This window comes from Acidiphilium cryptum JF-5 (assembly GCF_000016725.1).
Taxonomy (GTDB): domain Bacteria; phylum Pseudomonadota; class Alphaproteobacteria; order Acetobacterales; family Acetobacteraceae; genus Acidiphilium; species Acidiphilium multivorum.
Map to the genome: position 1 here is coordinate 1,480,246 of NC_009484.1, position 14,385 is coordinate 1,494,630.

At 71.2% G+C, this 14,385-nt stretch carries 15 protein-coding genes; 10 read left to right on the forward strand and 5 right to left on the reverse strand.

Annotation, left to right across the window (positions count from 1 at the left end; genetic code table 11):
• On the forward strand, positions 1-432 hold the full coding sequence (locus ACRY_RS09035) for a GlcG/HbpS family heme-binding protein (protein ID WP_007422031.1): 432 nt from the start codon (positions 1-3) through the stop codon (positions 430-432).
• Between the two features lie 86 nt (positions 433-518).
• On the opposite strand, the gene ACRY_RS09040 is transcribed toward ACRY_RS09035, so the two are convergent.
• Positions 519-1,925, reverse strand: coding sequence for a trypsin-like peptidase domain-containing protein (locus ACRY_RS09040; RefSeq protein ID WP_231295388.1), 1,407 nt, complete (start codon positions 1,923-1,925; stop codon positions 519-521).
• Positions 1,926-1,932: 7 nt separating this feature from the next.
• Positions 1,933-2,778, reverse strand: a complete 846-nt coding sequence (gene gluQRS / locus ACRY_RS09045; RefSeq protein WP_011942164.1) for a tRNA glutamyl-Q(34) synthetase GluQRS — start codon at positions 2,776-2,778, stop codon at positions 1,933-1,935.
• A gap of 49 nt (positions 2,779-2,827) precedes the next feature.
• Between gluQRS and ACRY_RS09050 the strand changes: the two genes are divergently transcribed.
• The 4 genes from ACRY_RS09050 to trpA all read left to right on the forward strand — a co-directional run bounded on the left by ACRY_RS09050 (position 2,828) and on the right by trpA (position 6,299).
• Positions 2,828-3,496: an alpha/beta hydrolase gene (locus ACRY_RS09050; RefSeq protein WP_007423025.1), complete on the forward strand. Its 669-nt coding sequence runs from the start codon at positions 2,828-2,830 to the stop codon at positions 3,494-3,496.
• Positions 3,497-3,643: 147 nt separating this feature from the next.
• On the forward strand, positions 3,644-4,204 hold the full coding sequence (locus ACRY_RS09055) for an HNH endonuclease (RefSeq protein WP_007423024.1): 561 nt from the start codon (positions 3,644-3,646) through the stop codon (positions 4,202-4,204).
• Positions 4,205-4,257: 53 nt separating this feature from the next.
• Positions 4,258-5,472 (forward strand): tryptophan synthase subunit beta, encoded by a 1,215-nt coding sequence (trpB, locus tag ACRY_RS09060; protein WP_007423023.1) that lies wholly within the window; start codon positions 4,258-4,260, stop codon positions 5,470-5,472.
• The gene (gene trpA / locus ACRY_RS09065; protein WP_011942165.1) at positions 5,469-6,299 is read left to right on the forward strand and encodes a tryptophan synthase subunit alpha; all 831 of its coding nucleotides are present in this window, start codon (positions 5,469-5,471) and stop codon (positions 6,297-6,299) included. Before trpB ends, trpA begins: the two co-directional genes overlap by 4 nt.
• Before the next feature lie 124 nt (positions 6,300-6,423).
• Here trpA and purD read toward each other — a convergent pair whose 3' ends face one another.
• On the reverse strand, positions 6,424-7,689 hold the full coding sequence (gene purD / locus ACRY_RS09070) for a phosphoribosylamine--glycine ligase (RefSeq protein ID WP_011942166.1): 1,266 nt from the start codon (positions 7,687-7,689) through the stop codon (positions 6,424-6,426).
• A 54-nt stretch (positions 7,690-7,743) separates the two neighbouring features.
• Here purD and xseA point away from each other — a divergent pair, with 54 nt between their 5' ends.
• Entirely contained in the window at positions 7,744-9,132 is a 1,389-nt protein-coding gene (gene xseA, locus ACRY_RS09075) for an exodeoxyribonuclease VII large subunit (protein WP_011942167.1), read from the forward strand.
• Positions 9,133-9,144: 12 nt separating this feature from the next.
• Here the strand turns inward: xseA and ACRY_RS09080 are convergent, their stop codons facing one another.
• On the reverse strand, positions 9,145-9,849 hold the full coding sequence (locus tag ACRY_RS09080) for an anti-sigma factor (protein WP_011942168.1): 705 nt from the start codon (positions 9,847-9,849) through the stop codon (positions 9,145-9,147).
• On the reverse strand, positions 9,846-10,394 hold the full coding sequence (locus ACRY_RS09085; RefSeq protein ID WP_231295389.1) for an RNA polymerase sigma factor: 549 nt from the start codon (positions 10,392-10,394) through the stop codon (positions 9,846-9,848). Before ACRY_RS09085 ends, ACRY_RS09080 begins: the two co-directional genes overlap by 4 nt.
• Positions 10,395-10,888: 494 nt before the next feature.
• Between ACRY_RS09085 and ACRY_RS09090 the strand changes: the two genes are divergently transcribed.
• The 4 genes from ACRY_RS09090 to ACRY_RS09105 are packed head-to-tail and all read left to right on the forward strand — an operon-like array spanning position 10,889 to position 14,382.
• The gene (locus ACRY_RS09090; protein ID WP_007423937.1) at positions 10,889-11,341 is read left to right on the forward strand and encodes a Fur family transcriptional regulator; all 453 of its coding nucleotides are present in this window, start codon (positions 10,889-10,891) and stop codon (positions 11,339-11,341) included.
• On the forward strand, positions 11,338-12,150 hold the full coding sequence (locus tag ACRY_RS09095; RefSeq protein ID WP_007423938.1) for a GNAT family N-acetyltransferase: 813 nt from the start codon (positions 11,338-11,340) through the stop codon (positions 12,148-12,150). Before ACRY_RS09090 ends, ACRY_RS09095 begins: the two co-directional genes overlap by 4 nt.
• Positions 12,151-12,210: 60 nt before the next feature.
• A complete protein-coding gene (locus tag ACRY_RS09100; RefSeq protein WP_007423939.1) occupies positions 12,211-12,720 on the forward strand; it encodes an SspB family protein in 510 nt (169 codons plus the stop codon).
• A 15-nt stretch (positions 12,721-12,735) separates the two neighbouring features.
• On the forward strand, positions 12,736-14,382 hold the full coding sequence (locus tag ACRY_RS09105) for a fumarate hydratase (protein ID WP_011942169.1): 1,647 nt from the start codon (positions 12,736-12,738) through the stop codon (positions 14,380-14,382).
• Positions 14,383-14,385: the final 3 nt, after the last annotated feature.

Here is a 14,385-nt window from a genome sequence, read left to right on the forward strand (position 1 = left end):
ATGTCCCGTCTCACGCTCGAAGCCGCCAACCGCATCATCGAGGGCGCCCGCGCCAGGGGCCGCGAACTCGGCCTCGCGCCGCTCACCGTCGTCGTGCTCGATGCCGGCGGCCACATGATCGCCCTCGCCCGCGAGGACGGCTCGGGCATCGCCCGCGTCGAGATCGCCACCGGCAAGGCCTGGGGCGGCCTCGGCGTCGGCGCCGGCTCGCGCATGCTGTTCGACCGCTGGAACGCCGGCGGCGCCGGTTTCGTCACCGCCCTTGCCGCGGCGACCGGCGGGCGCATGGTGCCGGTGCCGGGCGGCGTGCTGGTCACCGCCGACGGCGCCGTGCTCGGCGCGGTCGGCATTTCCGGCGACACCTCGGACAATGACGAGGCCTGCGCCATCGCCGGCATCGAGGCCGCCGGCCTCACCCCCCGCGCGAACTGACGGCCCGGCGCGCCGGAAGGCCGTTCAATCGTCTGGTCGCAAGCCGCCGTCCCCGGCCGGGCACGCCGCCCGGCCGGGGCACGCTTTCAGCCGGCCCCGTCGCCCAGCGGCACGACGATCCAGCTCGTTCCCGCCGGCCCGCCCACCAGCAGCGGCACGACGTTCCGGCTCGCCTTCACGCCGTCCTGCAAGGCCGCCGCGGTCGTGACGAAATGCGGCCCGACGGCCTCGATCAGCGTATCCGGGAGCAGCCCGGCCCGCGCCGCCGGGCCATCCTTGGCGACCGTGATCACGATCACGCCCGCCCCGCCCGGATGCGCGGCCACACCGATGCCGAGCGCCGGAATTTCCGTCGGAACCAGCGCCGGCTTCGCCGCCGGCTTGCCGGTCTTTCCCTTGGCGGCCGGCGCCGGCTCGATCGTGATCGCCGCCTCCTCCGTCCTGCCGCCGCGTTCATAGGTCATCCGCGCCTCGTGCCCGACCGGGATCTCCGCCAGCGCGACCTTGAAATCATGCACCGTGGCCACCTTCCGGCCGTTCACCGCCGTCACCACGTCGCCCGGGCCGAGCTTGCCGGCGGAAGGCCCGTCCGCGACCACGCCGCCGACCACCACCCCATCGGTCGAGGCCAGATGCCAGGCCGCCTTCATGTCCTCCGACACATGCTCGATCCGCAGCCCCGCCCAGCCGCGCTTCATCGCGCCATCGGCGATGATCGCCGCCGCCACCGGCCGCACCATGCTCGACGGAATCGCGAACCCGATCCCGACCGACCCGCCCGAAGGCGAGTAGATCGCCGAATCGACGCCGATGACCTCCCCCTTCGCGTCCAGCAGCGGCCCGCCCGAATTGCCGCGGTTGATGGCGGCGTCGGTCTGGATGAAATCGTCATACGGTCCCGAGCCGATGTCGCGGTGCAGCGCGCTCACCACCCCCGCCGACACGCTGAAGCCGAGGCCGAACGGATTGCCGATCGCCACCACCCAGTCGCCGAGCACCAGCTGCGAGCTGTCGCCGAAATGCAGGAAGGGCACCGGATGATGCGCGTCGATCTTCAGCACCGCGAGATCGGCCTTCTTGTCCGAGCCGACCAGCTTCGCGGTGAAGATCGAGCCGTCATGCATCGTCACCTTGATCTCGCTCGCCCCGGCGATGACGTGATGATTGGTGACGATATAGCCGGTCGGGCTGATGAAGAACCCGGTGCCGAGCGCCTGCTCGGCCTTCGGCGGCACGATCAGCGTGCTCGTGTCCGCCGGCTCCGATTTCGAAGGCGCCGCCGCCCCCTGGTCGGGCGGCGGCATCTCGCCGGACTTGTCGCCCTTTCCCTTGGAGGGATCGATGCTCTCGATATCCACCACGGCGGGCAGCGCCGCGCGCGCCACCTGCGCGACCGCGGGCGGCGCCGGCACGGCATGGGCCGGGGACGAGGACAGCAGCAGGCCGAGCGCGAGGGCCGCGCCGGCGGTCGGAACCAAAATCGCGAAACGCATCATCCTGTCAGAGTGAGGCGAGATCGCCGATCCGGCAAGAGACCATCTCGCGGATTTGCGCGGGCGTGGCCCCGGCGTCCCGCAGATCGCGCAGCGTCGCCGCCCGGTCGCGCTTGGCCAGCCGCCGCCCCGCCGCGTCGCGGATCAGCGGATGATGGGCATAGGCCGGATGCGGCCAGCCAAGCAGCGCCTGCAGCAGCACGTGAACATCCGTCGTCGCCCGCAGGTCCTCGCCCCGCGTCACATGCGTCACCTCCTGCGCCGCATCGTCATGGCAGACGCAGAGATGATAGCTCGCCGGCACGTCCTTGCGCGCCAGCACCACATCGCCATGCGGCCGCGGATCGGCCTCCACCCAGCCTTCCGCCGCCTCGTGATAGCGCAGCCGCCCGGCCATCGCCGCGGCCCGGTCCATCCGCAGCCGCAGCGCATAGGGCTCGCCTTGCGCCGCCCGCGCGTCCGCCAGCGCCGGATCGAGCCCGCGGCAGGTGCCGGGATAGGCCGCCTCGGCCCCGTGCGGCGCGCCGAGGGCCGCGGCAATCGCCGCCCGCGTGCAGAAGCACCGGTAGAGCAATCCCATCGCCTCCAGCCGCGCCAGCGCCGCCCGGTACTCGTCGAAATGCGCCGACTGCACCCGCACCGCGCCATCCCAGGCCAGGCCGAGCCAGGCCAGGTCCTCCAGGATCGCCTCGGCGAATCCGGGCCGGCAGCGCCCGGCATCGATATCCTCGAGCCGCAGCAGGAACCGCCCGCCCGCCCCGCGCGCCAGGTCGTGCCCGGCCATGGCCGAGGCCGCGTGGCCGAGATGCAGGTAGCCGGTCGGGCTCGGCGCGAAACGGGTGACGATGGACATCGGCCTCCACGATGATACGCTCCCCCGCAAATGCAAGGAGCAGGACTTCATGGCTGAACTGGACGGACCGCGCTGGGGCCCGGCGAACGGCGGCAAGGCGCGGCAACTCGTGGTGCTGTGCCACGGCGTCGGCGCCGATGGCAACGACCTGATCGACCTCGCGCCCTACTGGGCCCGCGCGATCCCCGATGCCGCCTTCGTCGCCCCGCACGCGCCCGACCCGTTCGACCTCGCCCCCTTCGGCCGCCAGTGGTTCCCGATCGGCACGCTCGACCCGCACGCGCTCGGCGGCGGCGTGCGCCGGGCCCGCGCGGCGCTCGACCCGTTCATCGACGCCGAACTCGCCCGCCTCGGCCTGCCGGCCGATGCCTATGCGCTGATGGGCTTCAGCCAGGGGGCGATGACCGTGCTGTTCACCGGCCTGCGCCGGGCGGTGCCGCCGCGGGCGATTCTCGCCTATTCCGGCGCGCTGCTCGCCCCCGAGTCGCTGCCCGCCGAACTCGCCGGCCGCCCGCCGGTCCTGCTCGTCCATGGCGAGGCCGACGAGATCGTGCCGCCCTCCCGCTCGCGCGATGCCGAGGCCGCCCTGCGCGCCGCCGGCGTGCCGGTCGAGAGCCTCCTTGTCCCGAAACTCGCCCACGGAATCGACGATTCCGGGCTGTCCCTCGGCGCCCTCACGCTCCAGCGCGCCTTCGCCGCCCCGGCCTCGCCCGCGTGACAAGCTGTTGACATTGCGAAACCCGCCTTGCGGCCCCGGGTCGTTGGCGCCATATTTCACTCATGGAATCGGTGCAGAACATTGCAGGGCGTTTCCAGTCCGAGGCCGGCCCGGTGATCTGGTCGCCCTTCTGGGAGCGGTTCAGTAATGCCTGACGGCGGGCAGAACTTTCCCGCCCTCGTGTTGAACGCGGATTTCCGTCCGCTCTCCTATTTTCCGTTGTCGCTCTGGTCCTGGCAGGACGCCGTCAAGGCCGTCTTCCTCGACCGCGTTTCCGTCCTGTCGGAATACGAGCACGAGGTGCATTCCGTCTCCTCGGCGATGCGCCTGCCCTCGGTCATCGCGCTGAAGGATTTCGTCCCCGGCCTGCGCCAGCCCGCCTTCACCCGCTTCAACGTCTTCCTCCGCGACGGCTTCACCTGCCAGTACTGCCACAGCCGCCTGCCCGCCCCGGAACTGACCTTCGACCACGTCATCCCGCGCGCCCGCGGCGGCCGCACCACCTGGGAGAACGTCGTCACCGCCTGCGGCGCGTGCAACCTGCGCAAGGGCTCGAAACTCCCGCGCGAATGCCACATGTTCCCCTATGAAACGCCGCGCCGGCCGAACAGCTGGGAGCTGCAGGACCGCGGCCGCGCCTTCCCGCCCAACTACCTGCACGAAAGCTGGCGCGACTTTCTCTACTGGGATACCGAATTGGAGACCTGATCCGGTTTCATCCGCCTGCCATATCGGCTATCCGTGCGGAACGGAGAGCCAGAATGAACAAGCCGATACCCAATTCCCTGCGCACCCTGCCCGACGACCGCGGCCGCTTCGGCGAGTTCGGCGGCAGGTTCGTCGCCGAAACCCTGATGCCGCTGATCCTCGAGCTCGAGGCGGCCTACGAGGCGGCGAAGGACGATCCCGATTTCATGCGGGAATTCCAGTATTACCTGCAACATTATGTCGGCCGCCCCAGCCCGCTCTGGTTCGCCGAGCGGCTGACGAAAGAGCTCGGCGGCGCCAAGGTCTATTTCAAGCGCGACGAGCTGAACCACACCGGCGCGCACAAGATCAACAACTGCATCGGCCAGATCCTGCTCGCCAAGCGCATGGGCAAGACGCGCATCATCGCCGAGACCGGCGCCGGCCAGCACGGCGTCGCCACCGCGACGGTGGCCGCCCTCTTCGGCCTGCCCTGCATCGTCTACATGGGCGCCACCGATGTCGAGCGGCAGCAGCCCAACGTCTTCCGCATGAAGCTGCTCGGCGCCGAGGTCCGCCCCGTGACCTCCGGCGCGTCGACGCTGAAGGACGCGATGAACGAGGCGCTGCGCGACTGGGTCGCGAATGTGCGCGACACCTTCTACATCATCGGCACCGCCGCCGGCCCGCACCCCTATCCCGCCATGGTGCGGGACTTCCAGTCGGTCATCGGGGTCGAGGCCCGCGCCCAGATGATGGAGGCCGAGGGCCGCCTGCCGGATGTCGCGATCGCGGCGATCGGCGGCGGCTCCAACGCCATCGGCCTGTTCCACGCCTTCCTCGACGAGCAGGTGAAGCTGATCGGCGTCGAGGCCGCCGGGCGCGGCCTCGATTCGGGCGAGCACGCCGCCTCCCTCTCGCGCGGCCGCCCCGGCGTGCTGCACGGCAACCGCACCTACCTGCTGCAGGACGATGACGGCCAGATCCTCGAGGCCCACTCGATCTCCGCCGGGCTCGACTATCCGGGCATCGGCCCCGAGCATTCCTACCTGCACGATATCGGCCGCGTGGAATACGTGTCCGCGACCGACGACGAGGCCCTCGCCGCCTTCCAGCTCTGCTGCCGCACCGAGGGCATCATCCCCGCCCTCGAGCCCTCGCACGCCCTCGCCCATGTCGCGAAGATCGCCCCCGGCATGGACAAGGAGAGCATCATCCTGATGAATCTCTGCGGCCGCGGCGACAAGGACATCTTCACCGTCGCCCGCCATCTCGGAGAACAGATTTGAGCCGCATCGCCGCCACCTTCGCCCGCCTCCGCGATGAGGGCCGGGCGGGCCTGATCCCCTTCGTCGAGGCGTTCGACCCCGATCGCGAAACCTCCGCCACCCTGCTCGCCGGCATGGCCGCCCGCGGCGCCGACCTGATCGAGATCGGCATGCCCTTTACCGACCCGATGGCGGACGGCCCGACCATCCAGCAGGCCGGCCGCCGGGCGCTGCGCGCCGGTGCGACCCTCGCCGGCACGCTCGGCCTGGTGCGCGACTTCCGCGCTGTCAACGACACCGTGCCGCTGATCCTGATGGGCTATCTCAACCCCATCCTCTCCTACGGCGTCGAGCGCTTCACCGCCGATGCCGCCGCCGCCGGCGTCGATGGCGTCATCGTCGTCGACCTGCCGACCGAGGAGGCCGACCTGCTGCTGCCGCATCTGCGCCAGCACCGCATCGACCTCATCCGCCTCGTCGCCCCCACCACGACGGACGAGCGCCTGCCCGTCGTGCTCAACGACTCCTCCGGCTTCGTCTATTACGTCTCGATCACCGGCATCACCGGCACCCGCACCGCCTCCGCCGAGGATCTCGCGCGCGACATCCCCCGCGTCCGCAAGGCGACGGACATGCCGATCGCCGTCGGCTTCGGCGTCCGCACCCCCGCCCAGGCCGCAACGGTGGCGCGGTTCGCCGATGCCGCCGTGGTCGCCTCGGCGCTGATCGACAAGCTCGCCGCCGGCCTCGATGCCGACGGCAAGGCCCCGCCCGCCATCGTCGAGGCGGTGCTGGACGATGTCGCCGCCCTGGCCGCGGCGGTGCGCGGCGAGCGCCGCGCCGCCTGAGGCGGTCAGAGCACTTTCCGATCCTTCCGGATCGGATGTAGTGCTCTATCGTATTGATAAAAAAACAATAGTTTGGTGGCCCGCCTGTCCCTGAAATTCACCCACGAATTTCAGGGGCAGGGCACTACACCGCCTTGGCGCCGATATCCCGGCGGCAGAACCCGCCGGGAAAGCCGATCCGCCGCACCGCGACATAGGCGCGGTCGATCGCCTCGCGCAGGTCATCGCCCGTCGCCGTCACCGCCAGCACCCGCCCGCCGGCACTCACCAGCGCGCCGTCGCGCCGCGCCGTGCCGGCCTGGAACACCGTCGTCTCCGGCAGCCCGGCCACCCCGGCGAGGTCGATCGGATGGCCCCTCTCATAGGCGCCCGGATAGCCCTTCGCCGCCATCACCACCGTCGCCGCCGCGCCGTCCCGCCAGTCGAGCCGGGTTTCCGGATCGAGCCGCCCCCGCGCCGCATCGGCGAGCACCGGCAACAGGTCGGTCCTCAGCAGCGGCAGCAGCGTCTCGCATTCCGGATCGCCGAACCGCACGTTGAACTCGATCAGCCGGGGGCCGGAGGCGGTGAGCATCAGCCCGGCGAACAGGAAGCCGCGGAACGGCGTCCCGCGCCGCGCCATCGTCCGCAGCGCCGGGCGGACGATCCGCTCCATCGCCGCCCCGATCACCGCCCCCGAGGCCGCCGGCGGCGGCGCGATCGCGCCCATCCCGCCGGTATTCGGCCCGGTATCGCCATCGCCCACCCGCTTGTGGTCCGAGGCGGTGCCGCAGAACACCGCGGCCTCGCCGTCGCAGATCGCGAACAGCGAGATCTCGGTGCCGATCAGGCATTCCTCGATCACGATCTCCGCACCCGAGGCGCCGTGCAGCCCGCCCTCCAGCATCGCCGCCACGGCCTCGCGCGCCTCCTCATCGGTCGCGGCGACGACCACGCCCTTGCCCGCCGCCAGCCCGTCCGCCTTGATCACGATCGGCGCCGGATGCTCGTCGAGATAGGCGCGCGCCGCGCCGGCATCGGTGAAGCTGGCCCAGCCGGCCGTCGGAATCCCCGCCTCGTCGCAGATCTCCTTGGTGAACCGCTTCGAGGATTCGAGCCGCGCCGCCGCCTCGGTCGGGCCGAAACAGGCGATTCCCGCCGCCGCCAGCCGGTCCGCGAGGCCGAGCGCCAGCGGCGCCTCCGGCCCCGGCACCACGAGGTCGATCCGCTCCGCCCGCGCGAACTCCACGAGCGCGTCGATCTCCTCGGCGCCGATCCCGACGCATTTCGCCAGCGATTCCATGCCCGGATTCCCCGGCGCGACGAAGAGCGTCTCCAGCACCGGGCTCTGCGCGAGCTTCCACGCCAGCGCATGCTCGCGCCCGCCGCCGCCGACAACCAGAACCCGCATGATCGACCCCCTTGCGCTTGTGCAACCGGCGCGCGCTTAGCATAGTCCGCCGCCATGAGCGAAACCACGGACACCGCCACCGGCAACCTGCCCGAACTCACCGTTTCCGAACTCGCCGGCGCGGTCAAACGCACGGTCGAGACCGCCTTCGGCCGCGTGCGCGTGCGCGGCGAGATCACCGAGATGAAGACCTACGCCTCCGGCCACACCTACATGGCGCTGAAGGACGAGGGGGCGAAGATCCGGGCGATCATCTGGCGCGGCAACGCCGCGCGACTCGGGCTGAAGCCGGAGAACGGCGTCGAGGTCATCGCCACCGGCCGCATCACCACCTATCCCGAGCGCTCGGAATACCAGCTCATCATCGAGCGGCTGGACTATGCCGGCGAGGGCGCGCTGCTCGCCCGCATCGAGAAGCTGCGCCTGCGCCTCACCGAGGAAGGCCTGTTCGACGCCGCCCGCAAGCGCGCCCTGCCATTGCTGCCGCGCATCGTCGGCGTCGTCAGCTCGCCCCAGGGTGCCGTGATCCAGGACATCCGCACCACCATCGCCCGCCGTTTCCCCCGCCGCATCATCCTCTGGCCGGTCGCCGTCCAGGGCGAGGCCGCCGCGGCCCAGATCGCCGCCGCCATCCGCGGCTTCGGCGCGCTGCCGGAAGCGGGCGAGGTGCCGCGGCCGGACGTGCTGATCGTCGCCCGCGGCGGCGGCTCGCTCGAGGACCTGATGGCCTTCAACGACGAGGAGGTGGTCCGCGCCGCCGCGTCCTGCCCCATCCCGCTGATCTCCGCCGTCGGCCACGAGACCGACACGACGCTGATCGACTTCGCCTCCGACCGCCGCGCCCCCACCCCCACCGCCGCCGCCGAACTCGCCGTGCCCGACCGCATGGCGCTGGCCGCCGATCTCGCCCAGAGCGGCGCGCGGCTGACCGGCGCGCTCACCCGCGTCACCCAGTCGGTCCGCCTGCGGCTCGACCGCGCCGCCGCCGCCCTGCCCGACCTGCCCTCGATGATCGGCACCGCCCGCCAGCGGCTGGATGATCGCGGCGAGCGCCTCGCCCTCGCCCTGCCCCGCCTCGTCGCCGCGAAGCGCGCCCAGGCGCGGGAAGTCGCCGCCCGCCTCGTGCATCCGCGCGAGATCATCGCCGCCCGCCGCCACAGCCTCGCCCTGCTCGGCCAGCGCCTCGCCGCCCCGGCCCCCGGCCTGCTGCGGGAGAACCGGCTCCGCCTCGGCGCGCTCGCCGCCCGCCTCGAAGCCCTGTCCTATCACGCGACACTGGCGCGCGGCTTCGTGATGGTGGCGACCCCGTCCGGCGATCCCGTCACCACGCGGCGCGACGCCGGATCGAAACGCCACCTCGTGCTGCATTTCGGCGACGGCACGCTCGGCGTCCGTCCCGAAGCCGACCGCGCGCCGCCGGCGCAGACCAGCCTCGATCTCTGATCCGGCCGGATATCAGGAGGCTGTCGGCGCCACCGGCAGCAGCGGCCCGGCGAAGACGATCGGCATGTCCGGCTTGCCGGTGGGCGAGCCGCCGGGCGGCTCCACCGTCACCGCGATCAGCGTGTGCGCCCGGCGCAGCCGCGCCGGCACGTCGTTCGCCGGCAGCCTTGTCGCCCCCGCCTGCACGAAGCCGATCGGCACCGGCGCCTCGCCCTGGCCGACCGCCCAGAGCTGCCAGACCTTGCCCTCCGGCGGCGCCGCATGCCCCACCGGCGCGATGTTCAGCGCGCCGTTCGTCTTCATCGCCACGGTGAACACCGGGCCCGACTTCGCCGACAGCACCGCGACCATCGCCGGCCCCGGCGCCCCGCGCGGCAGCACGAGCAGCAGCGCCGCCGCCACCGCGCCGGCCAGGGCGATGCCCCGCCAGACGAACAGATTGTCCCAGATCTCCCGCAGCCGGTTGCGCCGCGCCGGCGCGGCCGCGCGCGGGCTCGTCGCGCGCTCGATCGCCGCCCACACCGCCGGCCCCGGCGCCACCGGCGGCACCGCGAGCGCCAGCGGCAGCAGCCGCTCCTCCCACGCCGCCACCTCGGCGGCCAGCGCCGGATCGCGCGCGCACGCGGCCTCGAACTCCCGCCGCTCCGCGCCGCGCAGCAGGCCCAGCACGTAAAGCCCCGCCCGGTCCGGCCCGTCGTCCGCCATCGACCCGCTCATCGCTCAAGACACCTTTTCAGCGCGCCGAGGGCCCGGGAAATCCAGCTCTTCACCGTGCCGAGCGGCGTGTCCGTGCGTTCGGCGATCTCGCTGTGCGAATACCCGTCGACAAACGACAGCACGACCGCGCGCCGCCAGTGTTCCGGCAGTTCGCCGAGGCAGGCGGCCAGCGCCCGCCCGTCCTCCACCGCCACCGGCATCTCCGCCGCGATATCGGGAATCTCACCGCCATTCGCCGGCTGCCGCCGCTCGCTGTCGATCCGGTCGAGGGCGCGGTAGCGCACGATCCCGATCATCCAGGCCTTCGCCGATCCGCGCGCCCGGTCGAACCTGGCCGCGTTCCGCCACACCTGCAGGAACGCCTCCTGCAAGACCTCCTCGGCCTGCGGCCGGTCGCGCAGCAGCCGCAGCGCCACCCCCATCAGCATCGGCGACATGCGCCGGTAAAGCTCGCGCAGCGCGGCCGCGTCCTGCGCCTGGCAGGCCTCGACCAACCGGCCAAGCTCCTCATCCGCCGCAACCGCCCCACCGGGCGACGACGTCACCGTTCCGTATCCTGCGCCATCGAACATTGCTTATGGCATTACCGCCGCCGAGACAATCTGGATGCAGCCGCCGCGCCCGGCGCGGCGCCGCCGCCATCGGAACACAACTTTTGCGTGCATGACCGACCCAGAAATGATAACATGACGCGCAATCCGCAGGGAGACGACGATTCCGCCCCGGCCCCGCCGCTACTGGCTCGAAACATTCTGCGGCGCCCTCGCCCTGGCCGCCGCCCGGGTTCTGCGCGCCCCCCATCCGAAGGCCACGCGGGATGCCGCCGGCTATGTCCCGCATCCCTTCCGCAATGGCGCGCGCTGCGCGACCTGCGCCAATTTCCGCGCCGCCGGCGCCGCCTGCCGGCGCGTGCGCGGCACGGTGGCGCCGGCCGGCTTCTGCAATTTCTACACCCCGCGCCGCCGCCTGTCCTAGCGCCCCCGCCCTCGGGCGCGGATTGGGGTGGACCGCGCCGCCGAGATGGTCCACAAGGCAGCGGATGGAGACCCGCATCGAGCGTCTGTGCGTGGCAAACGGGCTCAGGATGACCGGCCCGCGGCGCGTCATTGCGCGCGTGCTGTCCGAGGTGAACGGCCACCCCGATGTCGACGAACTGCACCGCCTCGCCCACCGCCTCGACCCGCGGATCTCGCTTGCCACCGTCTACCGCACGGTGCGCCTGTTCGAGCAGCACGGCATCCTCGAGCGCCGCAGCCTCGGCAGCCGCCGCGCGCGCTACGAGATGTCGGGCGAGCACGACCATTTTCACCTGGTCGACCAGGACAGCGGCCAGGTGATCGAATTCGACGAGCCGGAGACCGAACTTCTCATGCGCAAGGTGGCCGCCCGCCACGGGTTCGAACTCGTTTCCCTCAAGATCGAGCTGTTCGGCCGCCGCCTCGGCACCGCCGCGCGCGCGCCGGAGCCCGCCGGCGAGGCGGCCGGACCATGACGGCCGAACGCCCGATGGACAGCCTGCTGGCCTTTCCGGAAATCCGGGTCGGCAATCTCGGCGTCCGCCTCGCCGCGACCGCGGCCGAGCTCGACGCCGCCCAGGCCCTTCGCTTCCGCATCTTCTACGACGAGCTCGGCGCCCATCCCGACGCCGCGACCCTCGCCTCCGGCCGCGACCAGGACGCCTTCGATGCGATCGCCGATCATCTCCTCGTGATCGATCACGACATCGCCGACGATGCCCGCGGCGTCGTCGGCACCTACCGGCTGATCCGGCAGGACGCCCTGCCCCAAGGCAGCCATTTCTATTCGGCCGACGAATACGACATCGCGCCGCTCGAACGCTTCTCCAGCCGCCTGCTCGAGCTCGGCCGCTCCTGCGTCGACCAGGCGCACCGCTCCCGCGCCGTCATGCAGCTGCTCTGGCGCGGCATCGCCGCCTATGTGTTCCAGCACGGGATCGAGCTGATGTTCGGCTGCGCCAGCCTGCACGGCACCGATCTCGACGATCTGGCGCCGGCGCTCTCCTACCTGCACGCCCACCACCTCGCCCCGGCGCACATCCGCCCGCGCGCGCTGGAGGCGCGCTATGTCGAGATGTGCCGCCTCGGCGCCGACGAATACGACGCCCGCCAGGTCCTCGCCGAGCTGCCGCCGCTGATCAAGGGCTATCTCCGCCTCGGCGGCTTCGTCGGCGACGGCGCGGTGATCGACTGGCAGTTCAACACGACGGACATAGCCGTCGTCGTGCAGACGGATCTTGTGACCGAAAAATATTACCGCCATTACGAGCGACAGTCCCGCTGACAAGCCGCCGGCGCCGCTGCCGGCCCGCACGCATGACGACTGCAAGGTGAATTCGACGACATGGCCGAAGACGACGACACGCCGATCCCCGAAAGCCTCCTGCCCTACGACGAATGGACCGAGGACGCGCTCCGCCTCGTGGTGCTGCGCGCGCTCGACCATGCGTCGCGCGAGGGCATGCCGGGCGAGCATCACTTCTACATCACCTTCGCCACCGCCCATCCCGGCGTGATCATGCCCGACCGGCTGCGCGCCCAGTATCCGGACGAGATGACCATCGTCCTGCAGCACCAGTACCGCGACCTGTCGGTGGATGCCGAGGCGCAGCGCTTCTCGGTCCGCCTCTCCTTCGGCGGCGTGCCGGCGACGCTCGACATCCCGCTCGACGCCATCACCGCCTTCGCCGACCCGGCGGTGCGCTTCGGCCTGCAATTCGCCGCCCGCGTCCCCGAAGCGCCGGAAGAAGCGCCCGCGGCCGCGCCCGAACCCGCGCCGCCGCCACCGGAGCAGGGCCCCGCCGAGGTCGTCAGCCTCGACGCCTTCCGCCGCCGCCCGCCCGCCAAAGACTGAGCCCGGAGAGCCGCCATGAACGCGATCACCAAGAAGACGCCCGATTTCGCCTTCAGCACCATGTTCCCCCTGGGCCATGACGACACGCCCTGGCGCAGGCTCGATCTCGGCGGCGTCTCCACCATCGAGGCGGCGGGCAGGACCATCCTGCGGATCGCCCCGGAAACCCTCTCCGCCCTCGCCTTCCAGGCGTTCCACGACGTCTCCCACCTGCTGCGCCCCGGCCATCTGCGCCAGCTCCGCGCGATCCTCGACGATCCCGAGGCCTCGGAGAACGACCGCTACGTGGCGATGGAATTCCTCAAGAACGCCAACATCGCCGCCGGCGGCATCCTGCCGATGTGCCAGGACACCGGCACCGCCATCGTCTTCGGCAAGAAGGGCCAGCGCGTCTGGGTCGAGGGCGACGAGGAGGAGGCCTTCTCCCACGGCGTCTACCGCACCTACACCGAGACCAACCTGCGCTACTCGCAGATGGCGCCGCTCTCGATGTACGAGGAGCGGAACACCGGCACCAACCTGCCGGTCCAGTGCGACATCATGGCCGCCCCCGGCGAGGCCCATGCCGAGGAATTCGAGCTGATGTTCGTCGCCAAGGGCGGCGGCTCCGCCAATAAGAGCTTCCTGTATCAGGAAACGCGGGCGATCCTGAATCCGAAGAAACTTCTCGAATTCATTGAAACCAAAGTAAAAACCCTCGGAACGGCCGCCTGCCCGCCCTATCACCTCGCCATCGTCATCGGCGGCACCTCGGCCGAGACCACGATGAAGACGGTCAAGCTCGCCTCCACCCGCTGGCTCGACTCGCTGCCCACCCAGGGCTCGCCCACCGGCCACGCCTTCCGCGATCTCGAGCTTGAGCGGCAGATCCTGGAAATGACCCGCCGGCTCGGCATCGGCGCGCAGTTCGGCGGCAAGTATTTCTGCCACGACGTCCGGGTGGTTCGTCTGCCCCGCCACGGCGCCTCGCTGCCCGTCGGCATCGGCGTCTCCTGCTCGGCGGACCGGCAGATCCGCGCGAAGATCACCAGGGAAGGCGTCTTCCTCGAACAGCTCGAAACCGATCCGGCGAAATACCTCCCCGAGGTCACCGACACCCATCTCGGCGGCGACGTGGTGCAGATCGATCTCAACCGCCCGATGGCGGACATCCTCGCCGAGCTTTCGAAACACCCGGTCAAGACCCGCGTCGCCCTCACCGGCCCGATCGTCGTGGCGCGCGACATCGCCCACGCCAAGCTGAAGGAACGGCTCGACCGCGGCGAGGGCCTGCCCGACTACATCAAGAACCATCCGGTCTATTACGCCGGCCCCGCGAAAACGCCCGAGGGCATGGCCACCGGCAGCTTCGGCCCCACCACCGCCGGGCGGATGGACAGCTATGTCGAAGAGTTCCAGGCCGCCGGCGGCTCGCTGGTGATGCTGGCCAAGGGCAACCGCTCGCGTGCGGTGCGCGACGCCTGCAAGGCGCATGGCGGCTTTTATCTCGGTTCCATCGGCGGCCCCGCCGCGGTGCTCGCCCGCGACAACATCCGCAAGGTCGAGGTGCTGGAATACCCCGAACTCGGCATGGAAGCGGTCTGGCGCATCGAGGTCGAGAACTTCCCCGCCTTCATCGTGGTCGACGACAAGGGCAACGACTTCTTCGCCGACCTCGCCTGAGCC